This window comes from Variovorax sp. P1_H12_2, assembly GCF_056405335.1.
Genome location: NZ_JBFUCI010000028.1, coordinates 1 through 18,095, shown reverse-complemented (window position 1 = coordinate 18,095; position 18,095 = coordinate 1). Strand labels below are relative to the sequence as shown.

Genomic DNA, 18,095 nt, shown 5'->3' with positions numbered 1-18,095 from the left:
CGCAATGTCGGCTCACATCCTGATTGCAGGCGGCGGCATCGCGGGCCTGGCGAGCGCGCTGGCGCTGGCCCGGCGTTGCCATCGGGTCGACCTGCTCGAGCAGGCGGTCGCCTTCGGCGAGGTGGGCGCCGGCATTCAACTGGGCCCCAATGTCACGCGCCGGCTGCAAGCGCTCGGTGTCTGGGAGGCGCTGGTGCGGGTCGCCGCGCGGCCTGAGGCGCTGGTGGTGCGCAGCGCCACCGACGACCGGGAAATCGCCCGCCTGCCGCTCGGCAATGCGATGCTGCACAACTATGCCGCTCCCTACTTCTGCGTCCACCGCGCCGACCTGCACGCACTGCTGCTGGCGGCGGCTCGCGGCACCGGCGCCGTGACCCTGACGACCGCCGCGCGCGTGACCGAGGTGGTGGTGCGCGACCAGGCGGTCTGTGTGTCCAGCACGGACGATCGCGTCTGGGAGGGCGACGCGCTGATCGGGGCCGACGGCCTCTGGAGCACGGTGCGCCCGCGCTTGCTGGCGGACTGCCCGCCGCCGCGCGCGACCGGCCACACGGCCTGGCGCGCACTGGTCGACCAGTCCGCCCTGCCGGCGTCGCTGCGCAGCACGCAGGTCACGGTCTGGCTCGGGCCGCGGCTGCACGCGGTGGCCTATCCGGTGCGCCGCGGCGAGGCGCTCAACGTGGTGGTGCTGGCCGAGGCGGCGCCGGCCGGCGATGCGCGCGACTGGGACCAATCCTCCAGCCTGGCCGCCTTGCAGGCGGCGACCGGTCGCACCAGCGCGGGCCTGCAAGCACTGCTGGAGGCCGTGCCCACCTGGCGTGCCTGGACGCTCAACGACCGGCCGCCGCTGACCGACCCGCTGCAGATGGCGAGCGAGCGCATGGCGTTGGTTGGCGACGCGGCGCACCCGATGCTGCCGTACCTCGCGCAGGGGGCGGGCATGGCGATCGAGGATGCAGTGGCGCTGGCCGAGGCACTCGATGGCGGCGATGCGGCGTCGGTGCCGGCGGCATTCGCGCGTTATGCCGCGCAGCGCTGGCAGCGCAATGCCCAGGTGCAGGCGCGAGCCCGGCGCAACGGGGAGATCTTCCATGCCACCGGGCTGGTGCGGGCGGGCCGCGATGCGGCCTTGCGGCTGCTCGGTCCCCGGCTGCTCGACGTCCCCTGGCTGTATGAACACTAGGCTCGCCCCCAGGTTGGGCTCACTTCGTGTAGCCCGCCCACCCCCTACCGGGGGCAACACCAGCGGCCCGGCGAAGCCGGTTCCGCGGTGTTTCACCGACGGGCCTGGCTGCGCCGGCCGGGCACAGGCGCTGTGCTCGTTCTTCGGCTGCGCGTAGCGCGCCTGCTGGTGGGCAGCCGCGGAACCGGCTTCGCCGGGCCGCTGGCTGCGCCCCCGGTAGGGGGTGGGCGCCCGGACACGAAGTGCCGGGCAACCTGGGGGCGAGCAACTACAGTTTGAAGGTCTGGAGGTGGTCGACGCGCTTGGCGAGGCCGACCGGCCCCAGGTAGTGCGTCAGTCGGCCGGCATGCACCTCGACCAGCGAGGCTTCGAGCTCGGCGAGCATGCCATCCCTGACCGCGGCATAGGCGGTGGGCAGATCGTCGTGGGACTGCGCGTAGGCGTCGGCAACCAGATGGGCGGCGGCCGGCGCACCGCAGGCCACGCACTCCGCGATCGCGGTGGCGCTGGGTTCGGCGCCGCGTGCCAGCAGCAGCTCGACCAGTTCGGGCGAGACCGCGCTGTCGATGTAGTCGAGCGCATCGCGTGCCACCGGCGCGCCGGCACGCACCAGTGCTTGCGCGGCCGCGTGGGCGCCGTGGCTCAGCGCGAGGTCGGTGGCGATCGCGCTGCCGTGCAGCGGACCGTCGAGCGCCACCTCGGCCGCCGCCAGCCGGTCGACCAGCTCGGCGTCGTCGGTGGCGATCGCGTGACGCAGGGCGATGCGTGCCAGCGGCGCGTCCTGGCCCAGCGTGCCGGCGGCGAGCGGCGAGCGCCAATCGACCATCGCGCGGCGATAGAAGGCGATCAGCCGGTCCATCAGCTCGATCGACAGCTCGTGCTCCTGATGCCGCTGGTCGAGGTATTCGAGCAGCGACTGCCCCGTGAAGTAGTCGCCCGCCGGCGCCAGCGGATCTTCGTCGAGATGAAGCGCCTCGAAGGCGGCGCACAGGTCGGGCGCGACGGTCGTCATGCCGTCCTCGTGCATCTCGTGCGACCAGACGGCCGGCAAGCCTTGCTTCCACGCCAGCACGTGGCCGTAGTCGGGGCCGGGCTCGACCACGGCGTAGATCCGGTCGAAGTCCTCGAACCCGCCGAAGGGCAGCAGGGTCAGCTTGCCGTCCCACGGCTCGCCGCCGTGGTCGACCGCCTGTCGTGCGCCTTCGAGCTCGTGATCGATCCAGCCCTGCAGGTCGCGCGGGCCATCGCCGCCGTTCCAGAACAGCTCGCTCCAGGCCACCGATTCCTCGTTGCCGTTCATGTGCAGATGGAGGTCGTAGTCGATCCGGCCTCCCGCGGTCAAGCGCCACAGCGCAAGCAGCTCGGGCGGCAGCGGCCCCGCGCACAGGGCCTGCAGCGAGGCGATCTGCGCCTCAGCCATCGGCGGCTGCGCGTCGAAGATCACGCGCCGCGCGAACAGCGCGATGCCATGGGCGCGCAGCAGCGCGAGTTCCTCATCCCCGAAGAAATCGTTGTCCATCCTCGTCTCCTCTTTGTCGTGATTCGAAGCGGGCCAACGCGGCGCAGCCTAGAGATCGGTTCTGAGCTTCCAGATTTCCGGGAACAGCACCACGTCCAGCATCTTGCGCAGATAGCTTACGCCGCCGGTGCCGCCGGTGCCACGCTTGAAGCCGATCACGCGCTCGACCGTGGTCACGTGGCGGAAGCGCCAGAGGCGGAAAGCGTCCTCGAGATCGGTGAGCTCCTCGCCGAGCTGGTAGAGATCCCAGTGCTTCTTGGGCTCGCGGTAGGCCACCAGCCAGGCCTGCTCGACGATGTCGCTGGACGCGTAGGGCTTCGTCCAGTCGCGTTCCAGGTGATCGGCCGGCACCTCGAGGCCGCGGCGCGCCAGCAGGCGCAGCGCCTCGTCGTAGAGCGATGGCGCGCGCCAAGCCGCCTCGACTTCGGCCAGCAGATCGGGCCGGTGCGAGTGCGGCTTGAGCATGGCGGCGTTCTTGTTGCCCAGCGCAAATTCGATGCAGCGGTACTGCCAGCTCTGGAAGCCGCTCGAGTTGCCGAGGTAGGGGCGCATCGCGCTGTATTCGGGCGGCGTCATGGTGGCCAGCACGTCCCAGGCGTGCACCAGCTGCTCCATGATGCGCGAGACCCGCGCCAGCATCTTGAAGGCGCTCGACAGGTCATCCTGCGAGATGCTGCGGATCGCGGCCCGCAGTTCGTGCAGCATCAGCTTCATCCAGAGTTCGCTGGTCTGGTGCTGCACGATGAAGAGCATTTCATCGTGCGCCGGCGAGCGCGGATGCTGCGCGTTCAGGACCTGGTCGAGACTCAGGTAGTCGCTGTAGCTCATCGAAGCGCTGAAGTCGAGCTTTGCCTTTTYTTCGTGGACGATCTGTTCCGTACTCATCAATGTTCCTCAGGTGACCGCGAGCTTCTGGTTGAACTCGGGTCGTTTCCACTCTTCTCGGTCGAGCACTTGAACCAGATGCTCGACCGCGTTCCATACATCCTCGAAACCGAGGTACAGCGGCGTGAAGCCGAAGCGCAGGATGTCGGGGGTCTGCGCGTCGCCGGCGCGGAAGTCGCCGATCACGCCGCGGGCGATCAGGGCCTGCACGATCGCGTAGGCGCCCGGGCCGCCGTCGCTCAGGGCCAGGCACACCTGGGAGCCGCGCCGCGCATGGTCGCGCGGCGTCACCAGCGTGAAGCGCCCGGCGCAGCGTTGCTCGACCAGCGCGATGAAGGCGTCGGTCAGCGCCAGCGACTTGCTGCGCAGTGCCGCCATCGGGCCTTGCCCGCCGTCGAAGGCCTCGGCGGCGAGCACGCTGTCGATCCCGCATTCGAGGCCGGCCAGCGCGATGATCGGCTGGGTGCCGCACAGGTAGCGCGCGACGCCCGGCGCCGGTCGGTAGTGCGGCGTGAATTCGAAAGGCGCCGCGTGCCCCCACCAGCCGGAGAGCGGCTGCGCGAACTGGCCGGCGTGGCGCGTGTGCACCCAGACGAAGGCCGGCGCGCCGGGGCCGCCGTTGAGGTACTTGTAGCCGCAGCCGATCGCGAAGTCGGCCTCGCTGTCGTTGAGCGCCACCGGCACCGCGCCGGCGCTGTGCGCGAGGTCCCAGACCGTGAGCGCGCCGGCCGCGTGGGCCGCGGCGGTGAGCGCCTTCATGTCGTGCATCGCGCCGGTGCGGTAGTTGACGTGCGTCAGCATCAGCACCGCGACCTCCTGGTCGAGCGCCGCAGGCAGTTCGTCGGCGTCGATCAGCTTGAGCGTGAAGCCGCGCTCGCGGCAGATCGACTCGGCGATGTAGAGGTCGGTCGGGAAATTGCTGCGTTCGCTCAGCACGACCCGGCGCTTGCGGTCGGCAGGCGAGGCCAGCAGCACCTGGGTCAGCGCCGCGAACAGCACCTTGTAGAGGTTGATCGAGGTGCTGTCGGTGCAGACGACCTCGCCGGGGGCTGCACCGATCAGGCGCGCGACCTTGTCGCCAAGGCGCTGCGGCAGGTCGAACCAGCCGGCGTTGTTCCAGGAGCGGATCAGGCCCTCGCCCCATTCCTTCGCGACCACCTCGGCGATGCGCGCGGGTGCGCTCTTGGGCAGCACGCCCAGCGAGTTGCCGTCGAGGTAGATCACGCCTTCGGGCAGCAGGAATCGCTCGCGCAGCGGCGCCAGGGGGTCTTGCGCATCGAGGCGCCGGCAATCGTCGTGTGTCATGGGGTTCCAGGTTGAAGTTCGCGCAGCACCGCGCGCACCGGGGAGGCATCGGCGCTCACCAGCTTGAGCGGCAGGGCGATCAGTTCGTAGTCGCCCTCGGGCACCTCGTCGAGCACGAGGTTCTCGAGCACGCGCAGGCCGAGCCGGCGAATGACCTGGTGGCTGTCGAGCGTCTTGCTGTCGGCCGGGTCGATGCTGGCGGTGTCGATGCCCACGAGCTTCACGCCGAGTGCCGCGAGGCGTTCGATGGTGGCGGGCGCGTAGGCGGCGAGATCGCCGTCCCAGCGCTCGACCGGCGCGCGCTGGTAGGTGCGCACCAGCACCCGCGGCGGCAGGGCATCGACGGCGTGCGCGATGTGCTCCCATTCGATCAGCGGCCCGCGCGCGATCGCATGGATCACGCGGCAGGGGCCCAGAAAGGGGGCGAGATCGACGTCGCCGATGGTGGCGCCGGTCGGGTCGTAGTGCAGCGGCGCGTCGGCATGCGCGCCCACGTGCGGCGACAGCGTGATCTCGCTGACGTTGACCGGACAGCCGGGGCCGAGGGTCGCGGCCCAGCGCTGCCGGTACGGTGTGTCGCCGGGAAACACCGGCGCGCCGTCATGCACCGGCGGCGAGATATCCCAGATTCGTGAAGTCATGGCGCAAAGTTAGCGCCACGCGGGAGTCCGTGGTGTCGGTTATTTCCAACAGAATGGAAACAGCACTTCGACCTGTCAGGCTTTCCCCAGGAGCAGGAATTCCATCAGGGCCTTCTGCACATGCATCCGGTTCTCGGCCTCGTCCCAGACCACCGATTGCGGGCCGTCGATCACGTCGGCCTCGACTTCCTCGCCGCGGTGCGCGGGCAGGCAGTGCATGAAGAGGGCGTCAGGCTGGGCCGCGCGCATCATCTCGGAGTCGACGCACCAGTCGGCGAAGGCGGCGCGGCGGGCGTCGTTCTCGGCCTCGTAGCCCATGCTGGTCCAGACGTCGGTGGTCACGAGGTCGGCGCCGCGGCAGGCTTCCATCGGGTCCTTGAAGACCTGGTAGCTGGCGTTCGAGCGCAGCCCCGCGATCGACTGGTCGACCTCGTAGCCGCTGGGCGTGCTKACATGCACCTTGAAGCCGAGGATCTCGCTGGCCTGCAGCCAGGTGTTGGCCATGTTGTTGCCGTCGCCGACCCAGGCGACCGTCTTGCCGGCGATCGAGCCGCGGTGCTCGATGAAGGTGAAGATGTCGGCCAGGATCTGGCAGGGGTGGAATTCGTTGGTCAGGCCGTTGATGACCGGCACYCGCGAGTGGGCCGCGAAGGCCTCGATCTTGGTTTGCTCGTAGGTGCGGATCATCACCAGGTCGACCATCCGGCTGATGACCTTGGCGCTGTCCTCGATCGGCTCGGCGCGGCCGAGTTGGCTGTCGCCGGTGGTCAGGTGCACCACGCTGCCGCCGAGCTGGTACATGCCGGCCTCGAAGCTCACGCGGGTGCGGGTCGAGGCCTTCTCGAAGATCATCGCCAGCGTGCGGTCGACCAGCGGCTGGTGCTTCTCGTAGGCCTTGAATTTCTTCTTGATCAGCGCCGCCCGCGCGAACAGGTGCGCGTAGTCATCGGCCGTGAAGTCGGAGAACTGCAGGTAGTGCCGGAGGGCAAGTCGATCGGTCATGGTTGAGGCTCCGCGAGAAAGGCCTTCACGATCGGCGCCAGGATGGCGACGATCTCGTCGGCTTCGGCGATGCTGAGAATCAACGGCGGCACCAGGCGGATCACGCTGTCGGCGGTCACGCTCAGCAACAGGCCGGCGTCGCAGGCGCGGCCCAGGATCACGCCGCAGGGACGGTCGAGCTCGATGCCGAGCATCAGGCCCTGGCCGCGGATCTCCTTGACGCCCGCGAGGCCGCCGAGTTCGCGCTCGAGCGCCGCCTTCAGGTGGGCGCCGACGTTCGCCGCGTTGTCGAGCAGCTTCTGCTCTTCCATGATGCGGATCGTCTCGATGCCGGCGCGCATCGCCAGCGGATTGCCGCCGAAGGTCGTGCCGTGGTTGCCCGGGCCGAAGATGTGGGCGGCGCGCGGGCCGGCGACCACGGCGCCGACCGGCACGCCCGAGCCCAGCCCCTTGGCCAGCGGCATAACGTCCGGCAGGATTCCGGCCCATTGGTGGGCGAACCACTTGCCGGTGCGGCCCATGCCGCACTGGACTTCATCGATCATCATGAGCCAGTCGCGCTCGTCGCAAAGCTGGCGGACCTGCCGCAGGTATTCCCAGCGCATCGGGTTGATGCCGCCTTCGCCCTGGATGGTCTCGAAGAACACGGCGACCACGTTGGGGTTGCCTTCGGTGGCTTTCCTGAGCGCGTCGATGTCGTTCAGCGGCACCCGGATGAAGCCCTCGACCAGCGGGCCGAAGCCCTGCTGGACCTTGGGGTTGCCGGTGGCCGACAGGGTGGCAATGCTGCGGCCGTGGAAAGCGGCCTCGTAGACCACGATCTCGGGCCGTTCGATGCCCTTGTCATGGCCGAACTTGCGCGCCAGCTTGAGCGCCGCCTCGTTGGCCTCCAGGCCGGTGGAGCAGAAGAAGGCGTTGGTCAGTCCCGACAGCTCGGTCAGCTTGGCCGCCAGCTGCTCCTGGCCGGGCACGTGGTAGTAGTTCGAGCTGTGGATCAGCTTGGCGATCTGGTCCTGCAGTGCCGGCACCAGTTCCGGGTGGTTGTGGCCCAGCGTGTTGACCGCGATGCCGCCGAGGCCGTCGAGGTAGGCGCGGCCGTTGGTGTCCCAGACTCGGCAACCCTGGCCGTGCGACAGTGCGATCGGCAGGCGACCGTAGGTGTTCATGACGTGGGGCGACGAGGGGGCAGCAGTGGCGCTCATGCGGATCTCCGGAAAAGGGAACGCGGATTCTAGGCGTCCGCCCCGACGGCTTCATTGAGGATTGCGCATCAGAGCAATGCCCCCGCGCATGTCGCCCGCGGGACCCCCGGATAGAATCGTTGTGCGGCGCAGCAACGGCGCCCGCATTCCTCACGCAACCGATGGTTTCTCCCTCCGCCAAAGAAGTTTTCATCCAGGGCATCACCCAGGATGGTCGGACATTTCGCCCCAGCGACTGGGCAGAACGGCTGGCGGGCGTGATGTGCTCGTTCCGGCCCGGCGGGCCCCAGCCGGGCAGCCACCTGAACTATTCGCCCTGGTGCGTGCCGACGGTCATCAACGGCATCAAGTGCGTGGTCGTGAACAGCGAACTGCGCAATGCCGAGCCGATGGCCTGGGATTTCTGCCTCAATTTCGCCAAGGACAACGGTCTGCAGGTCGCGGAGGCCTGCCTGGTTCCGGATGCGGCGCCGGTGGCCGGCAAGAAGTAGCGCCTCGTCGATCGATCGCCCGTGGAAAAGGGCCGCGAAGGCGGCGCCCATGAAAAAACCGCCCGAAGGCGGTTTTTCACTTTGCTGCAGCGCACCCCGATCAAACGGCGGACTGGAAAACCAATCCGGGCTGTTTGCCTGAAAGCGTCAGGCGGCGGCCTTTTCAGGGGCGAGGGCCAGGTTCTTGACCTTGGCCGACAGGCGGCTCTTGTCGCGAGCGGCCTTGTTCTTGTGGAAGATGCCCTTGTCGGCGACGGTGTCGACGATGCTTTGGGCCTTCGCGAAGGCTTCTGCCGCCTTGGTCTTGTCGCCGGCCAGCACGGCCTTCTCGACATTCTTCACGGCGGTGCGGTATTTGGAGCGCAGCGAGGTGTTCGCGGCGTTGAGCTTGACGTCCTGGCGGACGCGTTTACGGCCCGACGCGAGGCGCGGGTTCTTCTTCTTGGGCTTGGCGGATGCCATATTCAGTGTTCCTTGAGGGTTTGGGGATGATGCAGCAAAGCCTTCCATTATAGGCGAGTTGAGCCAGGACGGCGGCGAGGCCCCGGAGAGCACGCGCGGGCACATACACTTCTCCCCCGTGTCCCTGTTCAAATCCGCCTCCACCGTCTCGCTGCTGACGCTCGCCTCCCGCGTGACCGGCCTGGTCCGCGACGTGCTCATGACCTCGGTGTTCGGTGTCAGCGCGATGACCGACGCCTTCTACGTCGCCTTTCGCATCCCGAACCTGTTCCGTCGCGTCTTCGGCGAAGGGGCCTTCAGCCAGGCCTTCGTCCCCGTCCTGGCGGCTTCCAGGACCGAGCACGGCGACGCCGGCGCCAAGGCGCTGGTCGACCACGTGGCGACGCTGCTGACGTGGACCCTGGTCATCGTCTGCGCGCTCGGGGTCATCGGAGCGCCGCTGATGGTCTGGGCCATGGCCAGCGGCCTGAAGCAGAACCCGCAGGGCTTCGACGCCGCGGTGGTCATGACGCGCTGGATGTTCCCCTACATCGGCTTCATGTCGCTGGTGGCGCTGGCCGGCGGCGTCCTCAACACCTGGCGCAAGTTCGCGGTGCCGGCGGCCTCGCCGGTGCTGCTGAACCTGGCGCTGATCGCGGCCATTGTGCTCGGCGCGCCTGTCTTCAGGCGCTTCGGGATCGAGCCGATCTACGCCCAGTGCGTGGGCGTGATGGTGGGCGGCCTGCTGCAGCTGGCGATCCAGATCCCGGCCCTGCGCGGCCTGGGCATGCTGCCGCGCATCGGCGCCAGCTTCGGTGCCCTGCGCGCCGCCTGGACCGACCCGACGACCCGCCGCGTGATGCAGCTGATGCTGCCGGCGCTGATCGGCGTCAGCGTGGCGCAGATCTCGCTGCTGATCAACACCCAGATCGCTTCCCACCTGGCGACCGGCAGCGTCAGCTGGATCACCAACGCCGACCGCCTGATGGAGTTCCCGACCGCCATGCTCGGCGTGGCGCTCGGGGTGGTGCTGATGCCGCAGCTGGCCGGCGCGCGCGCCGCGAAGGACGATGCGCGCTATTCGGCGATGCTGGACTGGGGCCTGCGGCTGGTGGTGCTGCTGTCGGTGCCCTGCGCGCTGGCGCTGCTGGTCTTTGCGCGCCCGCTGGTCGCGGTGCTGTTCCACAACGGAGAATTCACCGCGCTCCACGTGCAGCGCACCAGCGTGGCGCTGATGGGCTACGGCGTCGGCCTGGTCGGCCTGGTGGCGATCAAGGTGCTGGCGCCCGGCTACTACGCGAAGCAGGACACGCGCACGCCGATGCTGATCGCGGTCGGGGTGCTGGTGCTGACCCAGCTGCTCAACGTCGTCCTGGTGCCGCTGATGCAGCATGCGGCGCTGACGCTCACGATCAGCATCGGCGCGCTGGTCAATGCGACCTGGCTGCTGGTCGGACTGATCCGGCGCGGCAGCTACCAGCCCGAGCCGGGCTGGGGCAAATTCGTGCTCCAGGTGCTGCTCGCCACCGTGGTGCTCGGCGCGCTGCTGGTCTGGGGCGATCGGCATTTCGACTGGATCGGCCTGCAGTCCCAGCGCCTGTACCGCATCGGCCTGCTGGCGGCGCTCATTTCCGGCGCGGCGCTGCTCTATTTCGCGGTGCTGGCGATGACCGGGCTCAAGCTGCGCAGTTTCGTGCGCCGCTGATCCACGCCATCTCCGCCGCCGCCTTGACGGTCTCCGCCTGCTCCTCTACAAAGCCACATGACGTTCAGCTTCTCGACGCCCACCGCTCTCGAATATTTCGAATCGCTCGTCAAGAGCGACGAGCAGTTCCCGCTGCTCGAGGCGGCCGCCAGCCTGGCGCAGGACGAATACCCCGAGCTGGACGTCCAGCAGGTGCTGGGCGATGTCGACCAGTTGCTGGCGCGCCTCAAGCGGCGCCTGCCGGCCGACGCCGCACCGCTGCACCGCCTGCGCTCGCTGAACCAGTTCTTCTTCCACGACCTGAGCTTCGGCGGCAACGTCAACGACTACTACGACCCCGACAACAGCTACCTCAACGCGGTGCTGCGCACGCGGCGCGGGATTCCGATCTCGCTCGCGGTGCTGTGGATGGAGCTGGCGCAGGGGCTGGGCCTGCAGGCGCGCGGCGTCGGCTTCCCGGGCCATTTCATGCTCAAGGTCACGCTGCCCAAGGGACAGGTGGTGATCGATCCCTTCACCGGCAAATCGCTGTCGCGCGAAGAGCTCAGCGAGCGGCTCGAACCCTACAAGCGCAGCAACGGCCTGGTCGGCGATTTCGACGTGCCGCTCGGCCTGTACCTGCAGCCGGCGACGCCGCGCGAGATCATCGGGCGGATGCTGCGCAACCTGAAGGAGATCCATCGCGCCCAGGAAGACTGGCAGCGCGCGATCGCGGTGCAGGACCGGCTGATCGCGCTCTTGCCCGAGGCCTGGGGCGAGCACCGCGACCGCGGCCTGGCGCATGCCGAGCAGGGCAACGCCGTGCTCGCGGTGCGCGATCTCGAGACCTACCTCGCGCACGCCGAGGACGCGCTCGATCTCGATGCGATCGCCGAAAAGGTCGCCGCGCTGCGCCGCTCGGAGTATTGATGGAGCCGGTCAATGCGCCTGTCGTGGATCTGGGCACATTGCACGAGTTCCACGGTGTGCAGCCCGTGCTGCCGGTGGCCGATGCGGCGCGGTCCGCGCGCTATTTCTGCGAAGTGCTGGGCTTCGAGCTCGACTTCATCGCCGGCGAGCCGCCGAGCTATGCGCGCGTCAAGAAGGGCGATCGAAGCTATGGCGATCCGGTCTACCTGCGCCTCTGGCAATGCGGCCGGCGCGAGGCCAGTCCGTGGCGCGGCGAGATCGTGATCCACGTCGGGCGCGACGTCGACGGCCTGCACGCGGCGTATGTGAAGCGCGGCGTCCAGGTGGTCGAACCGCCGACCTCGCAGCCCTGGGGCCTGCGCGAGTTCGCGATCAAAGAGCCCGACGGTCACATTCTTCGTTTCTGCGGATACCTCTAGCTCGCCCCCAGGTTGCCCCGCACTTCGTGTCGGGGCGCCCACCCCCTGCCGGGGGCAACACCAGCGGCCCGGCAAAGCCGGTTCCGCGGTGTTCCACGAACGGGCCTGGCTGCGCCGGCCGGGTTCAGGTGGGTGCTGAGGGGGAGCCGGGCAGGCCGAACTGGCGCCATGCGCGGCGCAACTGGGTGTCGGAGCCGAAACCCGAGATTTCTGCGGCGCGTGTGACGTTGGCGCCCGACTGCAGCGCCAGCTGCGCGGTGGCGAGCCGCAGCCGGCGCAGGTAGGCCAGCGGGGCCACGCCCGCATGTTCGTCGAAGAGGCGCGTCAGGTGCCGAGGGGAGGTGTGGGCCACTTCGGCCATGCGCGGCACGGTCCAGTCGGCCTGGGGCCGTTCGCTGACCGCGTCCTGCACCCGGTGCAGCGCCGCGTGCAGGTGGTTGCGGTAGGCCAGGAAGGGCGACAGCTCGGGGTCCTGCGGGCCGCGCCGCATCGCGACCACCATGGTCTGGGCCACGCGCGCCGCGAGCGGTTCACCGCAGGCCTGGCCGATGCGGTGCAGCATCAGGTCGATGCCGGTGGTCACGCCGGCGCTGCTGTAGAGCGGGGCGTCGAGCACGAAGACCCGGTTGGCGACCACGTCGCAACGGGGTTCGACCTCTTTCAGTTCGTCCAGGTGATGGTGGTGCGTGGTGGCGCGCCGGCCCGCGAGCAGGCCGGCGTGCGCCGCGAGCAGCGTGCCGGCGCAGACCGTGACCAGCTCGAGCCGGCCGGCTTCGAGCCGCAGCCCGCGCAGCCAGTGCAGCAGCGCCTGGGCCGGCGCGTTGTCGACCGCGATGGTGTCGCCCGGCAGGCCGGTCAGCACCACCCAGGTCGGCGGGCGCCAGTCCGACGGCAGCGGCAGCAGCCCGGCGAGGCGGACGCCGACCGAGCTGGCTGCGTCCGGCTCCGGGCTGGCGAACACCAGCTCAAAGCGCGGCGGCAGACCGGCCGCGATCCGAAGCTGATTGGCGATGCGCAGCGYCTCCGCCGGCCCGGCCCAGTCGAGCACCAGGCTGTGCGGCAGCAGCGCGAAGACGACCCGGATCGGACCTGGGTGCTCGTCCATGCGGAAACGATCCGGCGGCGGCTCAAGCCGATGCCGAGAGCCGCTCGAGCGCCTCGTTCACGCCGCACACCTTCGCGAAGCGGCCGTCGAGCACCGTCGCCGTGCGCGCCTGGATGTCGGCCGCCGCGAGCGGCCGGCCGTCGGGCTGCACCATGTCGAAGGTCAGCGTGGCGTCGGTCACGTAGTCGACCTGCCAGCCCAGGTCGGAAGCATGGCGCGCGGTGGTCTCGCAGCACTGCTCGGTGCGGATGCCGCTGACCACCAGCCGGTCGACGTGGTTCTGGGTCAGCCAGACGTCAAGGCCGGTGCCCACCAGTGCACTGTGGCGTCGCTTGGTGAAGGTGGCGGCGGCTTCGAATGGCGCCAGTCCTTCGAGCGGCCGGACGTGGCCCGATTCGACCGCGAAGGCGTTGCTCGCGACGGCGGGCCCGTCGCTGTGGAAGATCCGGACGATCGGCGCACCGGCTGCGGCGAAGCCCTCGATCAGCGCGTTCTGGGCCGCCAGATAGGCCGGCAGGCCACGCGCGTCGAAGTAGGGGCGGTGGCGGAACGACTCCTGGACGTCGATCACTATCAGACAGCTGGACATGGGCGCAATCTCCGGGAAAGAAGTGGATGATGCGCCCAATTCTCGAATCTCATTGGCGCATCGTCCGGGCCGTCTTGGACCGATATCGATCAATTTCGGACATCGGCCTTTGTTAGGGCCTGTTCAGGCCCTAAACCAGCGCCGCCGCCTTGAGCTCTTTCTTGAGATAGGCGTAGAACAGCGGCGCCGCCACCAGCCCGGCCGGGCCGAACACCGCTTCGGCCACGAACATCACGGCCAGCAGCTCCCACACCGCCATCTGGGTGCGGCTGCCCACCACCTTGGCGTTGATCAGGTACTCGGCCTTGTGGATCAGGATCAGGAAGGCCAGGCAGGCCAGCGCCGTGAGCGGCGAGACCGACAGGCCCACTAGCGCGATGACCGTGTTGCAGATCAGGTTGCCCACGATCGGCACCAGTCCGGCGACGAAGGTCAGGGTGATCAGGGCCGGCGTGTAGGGCAGCTCCATCTGCCACATCGGCAGCAGGAACAGCAGGAAGATGGCGGTCAGGAAGGTGTTGAAGGCCGCGATCCAGAACTGCGCGGCCACGATCTGGCCGAAGGCTTCGCCGAACAGCGCGATGCGCGCCTTCAGCTCGCGGGCCAGCGGTCGGCGAGCGACGGGCCGGATGGCGACCGCCGCCAGCGCCCCGACGATCAGGCCGACATAGGCGAACAACAGCCCACCGAGCCAGGCGCGGCCGGTCAGTGCCAGCGAGCCGGCCTGACCGCGCAGGTAGCCGGCGACGATGCTCTGCACTTCCACCGAACCTTCGGGCAGGTAGGCGCCGATGTCCGGCGGCAGCTTGAGCCGCAGCTCCAGCACCGTGCGCGCGATGTAGTCGAGCAGTTCCTTGTACTGTTCGGGCGCGTTGAGCACGAACTCGCGCGCCTCGGAGAATCCGAGGATCAGCAGGCCGATCGGCGCCAGCATCACCAGCGTCGCTGCGACCACGCGGGGCAGCGGCGGCGCCGCGCTCCAGGTCGGGTCGTTGGCGCTGATCTTCTCGCGCCGGCGCAGTCCGACGTCGAGCGCGCGCACCAGCCAGCGTGTGCCGAGGAAGCCGATGCACACGCACAGAAGGCCAGGCAGCAGACCCTGCCACATGATGAGCAGCAAGGCCGCGGCGATGAGCAGGTAGCTCGCCGTGACCACGGAACGCGAAGAGGCGGCAGTGGGGTCGCTCACGCGGCGGGGCGCTTCAGCCGACGACCACGGCAGCGCCGGTGCCGCGTTCGGCAATGACGCCGATCTCGTGCACCGTCTCGCCGGCGGCCCGCAGCGTGGCCGCGCAGGCGGCGGCTTCGGCCGGGTCGATCACGACCACCATGCCGATGCCGTTGTTGAAGGTCCGGTTCATCTCGATGTCGTCGATGCCGGCCACCTTCTGCAGCCAGGCGAACAGTTCGGTCTGCGGCCAGCTGCCCTTGCGCAGATGGGCGGCCGTGCCTTCGGGCAGTACGCGCGGGATGTTCTCGAGCAGGCCGCCGCCGGTGATGTGGGCCAGCGCCTTGATCGGGTGCTTGGCCAGTGCCGCCAGCACCGGCTTCACGTAGAGCCGGGTCGGCGCCATCACGGCTGCGCGGAAGGGTTGGCCGTCCAGGGTCGCGGGCAGGGCGCCGGCGGCGCGATCGATCACCTTGCGCACCAGGCTGAAGCCGTTGGAGTGGACGCCCGACGAGGCCAGGCCCAGCACCACGTCGCCAGGCCTGACGTCCTTGCCGGTCAGGATCAGGGATTTTTCGACCGCGCCGACGGCGAAGCCGGCCAGGTCGTATTCGCCGGCCGGGTACATGCCGGGCATTTCGGCCGTCTCGCCGCCGATCAGCGCGCAGCCGCTCAGCTCGCAGCCCCGCGCAATGCCGCCGACCACCGCCGCGGCGGTGTCGACATCGAGCTTGCCGCAGGCGAAGTAGTCGAGGAAGAACAGCGGCTCGGCGCCCTGAACCAGCACGTCGTTGACGCTCATCGCCACCAGGTCGATGCCGACGGTGTCGTGCATGTTCCATTCGAAGGCCAGCTTGAGCTTGGTGCCCACGCCGTCGGTGCCGCTCACCAGCACCGGCTCCTTGTAGCGCTTGGGCACCTCGAACAGGGCGCCGAAGCCGCCGATGCCGGCCAGGACGCCTTCGCGCATCGTCTTCTTGGCCAGCGGCTTGATGCGGTCGACCAGCGCGTCGCCGGCATCGATGTCGACGCCGGCGTCCTTGTAGCTGAGCGGGGGGGTGGTGTTGGAGTTCATGGCGGGCCGGGCTGGAAGGGGAGGGCGGAAGGAGAGGACAATGAGGCCGGCAACCGATCTGGGCGGGCCGATAGAATTCGCCACGATTTTAAGGGTCCTGGTCGACCCTCCCCCCGCTTGCCACTACGTGTCCTGCGCCAATTCTCCATGAACCCTTCCATTGCGTCGTCCGCGCCATCCCTGCCGCCCTCGGCGGCCACGGCATGAAGCAGCTCGCGCTCGATATCGGCATCGCGACCGGCCCGACCCTCGCGGGCTTCTTCGCCGGCCCGAACGAGCCGGCGCTGCGCCACCTGCAGTTGTGGGTCGGCGATGCGCGCGCGCCCACGCTCCACTCGCCGGTGCCGACCTACCTCTGGGGCGAGGGCGGCAGCGGCAAGACCCACCTGCTGGAGGCCGTGCGCGGCGCGCTGCGCGAGCAGGGCGCCAGCGTCGGCTGGCTCGATCCGGGGGCGATGCACCCGCCCGAGTTCGACGAGCGCTGGGGCGCGGTGCTGCTCGACGACGTCCATCTCTACACCGCCGTCCAGCAGCACGCGGCCTTCAACTGGTTCGTCAACGCGCAGAGCCTGCAGCGCGGCGTGGTGGCGGCGGGCGCGCTGCCGCCGGCCGACCTGCCGCTGCGCGAGGACCTGCGCACGCGCCTGGGCTGGGGCCATGTGTTCCACTTGCAGGTGTTGAGCGAGGCCGAACGGCGTGCCGTATTGCGCCAGGCGGCCGACGATCGCGGCGTGATGCTGTCGGACGAAGTGCTCGACTACATGCTGCATCGTTTCAGCCGCGACCTCGGCAGCCTGATGGAGCTGCTCGCGCAGCTCGACGGCTACGCACTGCAGACCCAGCGCGCGATCACGATCCCGCTGATCCGGTCGATGCTCGAAAACGAATAGGGCGAAGCCCTCTCTCCAATGATCAAGAAATTCATCGACAAAATCCTCGGCAAATCCGGCGCCGCCGCATCCGGCGGCAAGGCCCGCTTCGGCAAGCGCCAGGAGGTGGCCGCCGCCGTGCACGGCATCGACCCGGCGCTGGTCGACGAGCGCGCCAAGAACGTGGTGACCACGCTGCAGCAGGCCGGCTACGAGGCCTACGTGGTGGGCGGCGCGGTGCGCGACCTGCTGCTGGGCCTGCGCCCCAAGGACTTCGACGTCGCCACCAACGCCACGCCGGAGCAGGTCAAGAGCCTGTTTCGCCGCGCCTTCATCATCGGCCGGCGTTTTCGCATCGTGCACGTGGTGTACGGGCGCGGCCGCGAGCACGAGGTGATCGAGGTCTCGACCTTCCGTGCCTACATGGACAACGCCGGCGCCGAGCAGGTGGCCGGCAACGAGCGCACCAGCAAGGGCGAGCTCGCGGGCATGAAGCACGCCGTGGACGCCAGCGGCCGGGTGCTGCGCGACAACGTCTGGGGCCCGCAGGAAGAGGACGCCGCGCGGCGCGACTTCACGGTCAACGCGATGTACTACGACCCGGCCAGCCAGATCGTGGTCGACTATCACAACGGCATCAAGGACGCCAAGAAGCTCACGCTGCGCATGATCGGCGACCCGATCACGCGCTACCGCGAAGATCCGGTGCGCATCATTCGCGCGATCCGCTTCTCGGCCAAGCTGGCGGCGCTGGGCTTCCAGCTGGAGCCCAAGACCGCGGCGCCGCTGGTCGAGTCGAGCCGGCTCCTGGCCGACGTGCCGCAGAGCCGCCTGTTCGACGAGATGCTCAAGCTGCTGCAGACCGGCCACGCGGTCGCGACGGTGGCGCAGCTGCGCAAGCTCGGCCTGGCGACCGGCATCTACCCGCTGCTGGACGTCGTGGTCGAGCGTGCCGACCAGCCCTTCGTCCATGCCGCGCTGCAGGACACCGACCGCCGGGTCGGCGAGGGCAAGCCGGTGGCGCCGAGCTTCCTGCTGGCCTGCGTGCTGTGGGCCGACGTGCGCGACGGTTGGGCCCAGCGGCTCGAGGGCCGGCACGGCCAGCGGCCGCAGCCCTCGTTCCCGGCGCTGCAGGATGCGATCGACGACGTCTTCAACGCCCGCATCGGCGATGTCTCGGGCCGCGGCAAGCTGGCGGCCGACATGCGCGAGATCTGGATGATGCAGCCGCGCTTCGACAAGCGCAGCGGCGCGACGCCCCACAGCCTGGTCGAGCAGGCGCGCTTTCGCGCCGCCTTCGATTTCATGCGGCTGCGCGCCGACGTCGGCGAGGTCAACGAAGCGATCGCCGAGTGGTGGCAGGAGTTCAGCACCGCCGATGACCTGCGCCGCCAGGACCTGATGGACCAGGTGCGCGACGAGCAGCACAAGAAGACGAAGACGCGCCAGCGCGTGCCGGCGCGTTCGCAGGCCGAAGGCCCTGTCGAGCGTCGGGAGGCGTCGCCGACCGAGGAGGCCGACACCGACCTGCCGCCGGACGGCGAGGCCGCCGATGCGCCGCGCAAGCGCCGCCGCCGGCGCAAGCCG

Annotated in this window: 18 protein-coding genes; 7 read left to right on the top strand and 11 right to left on the bottom strand. The window is 69.3% G+C overall.

Annotated features, from left to right (window positions below):
* Positions 1-4 precede the first annotated feature (4 nt).
* Positions 5-1,183 carry an FAD-dependent monooxygenase gene (locus AC1D2K_RS05325; protein WP_478086878.1) on the top strand — a complete coding sequence of 393 codons (1,179 nt, stop codon included), beginning with the start codon at positions 5-7 and terminating at the stop codon, positions 1,181-1,183.
* Positions 1,184-1,451: 268 nt separating this feature from the next.
* On the opposite strand, the gene AC1D2K_RS05320 is transcribed toward AC1D2K_RS05325, so the two are convergent.
* The 6 genes from AC1D2K_RS05320 to AC1D2K_RS05295 form a co-directional block, all read right to left on the bottom strand.
* Entirely contained in the window at positions 1,452-2,702 is a 1,251-nt protein-coding gene (locus AC1D2K_RS05320) for an SMI1/KNR4 family protein (RefSeq protein WP_478086876.1), read from the bottom strand.
* Positions 2,703-2,750: 48 nt separating this feature from the next.
* Positions 2,751-3,587, bottom strand: a complete 837-nt coding sequence (gene kynA / locus AC1D2K_RS05315; RefSeq protein WP_478086875.1) for a tryptophan 2,3-dioxygenase — start codon at positions 3,585-3,587, stop codon at positions 2,751-2,753.
* 9 nt (positions 3,588-3,596) lie between these two features.
* The gene (gene kynU / locus AC1D2K_RS05310; RefSeq protein WP_478086873.1) at positions 3,597-4,892 is read right to left on the bottom strand and encodes a kynureninase; all 1,296 of its coding nucleotides are present in this window, start codon (positions 4,890-4,892) and stop codon (positions 3,597-3,599) included.
* Positions 4,889-5,533 carry an arylformamidase gene (gene kynB, locus AC1D2K_RS05305; RefSeq protein WP_478086872.1) on the bottom strand — a complete coding sequence of 215 codons (645 nt, stop codon included), beginning with the start codon at positions 5,531-5,533 and terminating at the stop codon, positions 4,889-4,891. The genes kynU and kynB overlap by 4 nt, the downstream gene beginning before the upstream one ends.
* A 75-nt stretch (positions 5,534-5,608) precedes the next feature.
* Positions 5,609-6,535, bottom strand: coding sequence for an ornithine carbamoyltransferase (argF, locus tag AC1D2K_RS05300; protein ID WP_478086870.1), 927 nt, complete (start codon positions 6,533-6,535; stop codon positions 5,609-5,611).
* Complete coding sequence (locus tag AC1D2K_RS05295) at positions 6,532-7,737, bottom strand: acetylornithine/succinylornithine family transaminase (RefSeq protein WP_478086869.1); 1,206 nt, start codon at positions 7,735-7,737, stop codon at positions 6,532-6,534. Before AC1D2K_RS05295 ends, argF begins: the two co-directional genes overlap by 4 nt.
* 161 nt (positions 7,738-7,898) lie before the next feature.
* On the opposite strand from AC1D2K_RS05295, the gene AC1D2K_RS05290 reads away from it, so the two are divergent.
* Positions 7,899-8,228, top strand: coding sequence for a DUF3579 domain-containing protein (locus AC1D2K_RS05290; RefSeq protein WP_478086867.1), 330 nt, complete (start codon positions 7,899-7,901; stop codon positions 8,226-8,228).
* Positions 8,229-8,375: 147 nt separating this feature from the next.
* Here AC1D2K_RS05290 and rpsT read toward each other — a convergent pair whose 3' ends face one another.
* The gene (gene rpsT / locus AC1D2K_RS05285; protein ID WP_442281841.1) at positions 8,376-8,690 is read right to left on the bottom strand and encodes a 30S ribosomal protein S20; all 315 of its coding nucleotides are present in this window, start codon (positions 8,688-8,690) and stop codon (positions 8,376-8,378) included.
* Between the two features lie 118 nt (positions 8,691-8,808).
* Here rpsT and murJ point away from each other — a divergent pair, with 118 nt between their 5' ends.
* Genes murJ through AC1D2K_RS05270 form a run of 3 tightly spaced genes read left to right on the top strand, consistent with a single transcriptional unit; the run spans position 8,809 to position 11,702 of the window.
* On the top strand, positions 8,809-10,374 hold the full coding sequence (gene murJ / locus AC1D2K_RS05280; protein WP_478086865.1) for a murein biosynthesis integral membrane protein MurJ: 1,566 nt from the start codon (positions 8,809-8,811) through the stop codon (positions 10,372-10,374).
* A 57-nt stretch (positions 10,375-10,431) separates the two neighbouring features.
* The gene (locus tag AC1D2K_RS05275; RefSeq protein ID WP_478086863.1) at positions 10,432-11,283 is read left to right on the top strand and encodes a SirB1 family protein; all 852 of its coding nucleotides are present in this window, start codon (positions 10,432-10,434) and stop codon (positions 11,281-11,283) included.
* On the top strand, positions 11,283-11,702 hold the full coding sequence (locus AC1D2K_RS05270; RefSeq protein ID WP_478086861.1) for a bleomycin resistance protein: 420 nt from the start codon (positions 11,283-11,285) through the stop codon (positions 11,700-11,702). Before AC1D2K_RS05275 ends, AC1D2K_RS05270 begins: the two co-directional genes overlap by 1 nt.
* 124 nt (positions 11,703-11,826) lie before the next feature.
* Here the strand turns inward: AC1D2K_RS05270 and AC1D2K_RS05265 are convergent, their stop codons facing one another.
* The 4 genes from AC1D2K_RS05265 to purM form a co-directional block, all read right to left on the bottom strand.
* A complete protein-coding gene (locus AC1D2K_RS05265) occupies positions 11,827-12,807 on the bottom strand; it encodes a GlxA family transcriptional regulator (protein WP_478086860.1) in 981 nt (326 codons plus the stop codon).
* Between the two features lie 22 nt (positions 12,808-12,829).
* Positions 12,830-13,396, bottom strand: coding sequence for an isochorismatase family protein (locus tag AC1D2K_RS05260; RefSeq protein WP_478086859.1), 567 nt, complete (start codon positions 13,394-13,396; stop codon positions 12,830-12,832).
* A gap of 130 nt (positions 13,397-13,526) precedes the next feature.
* A complete protein-coding gene (locus AC1D2K_RS05255) occupies positions 13,527-14,585 on the bottom strand; it encodes an AI-2E family transporter (RefSeq protein ID WP_478086858.1) in 1,059 nt (352 codons plus the stop codon).
* Between the two features lie 13 nt (positions 14,586-14,598).
* Entirely contained in the window at positions 14,599-15,639 is a 1,041-nt protein-coding gene (gene purM / locus AC1D2K_RS05250; protein ID WP_478086856.1) for a phosphoribosylformylglycinamidine cyclo-ligase, read from the bottom strand.
* A gap of 203 nt (positions 15,640-15,842) precedes the next feature.
* Here purM and hda point away from each other — a divergent pair, with 203 nt between their 5' ends.
* Positions 15,843-16,529, top strand: coding sequence for a DnaA regulatory inactivator Hda (gene hda, locus AC1D2K_RS05245; protein WP_478086855.1), 687 nt, complete (start codon positions 15,843-15,845; stop codon positions 16,527-16,529).
* An 18-nt stretch (positions 16,530-16,547) separates the two neighbouring features.
* Positions 16,548-18,095 (top strand): polynucleotide adenylyltransferase PcnB (gene pcnB / locus AC1D2K_RS05240; RefSeq protein ID WP_478086854.1); only part of this gene is annotated, 1,548 nt, incomplete at its 3' end.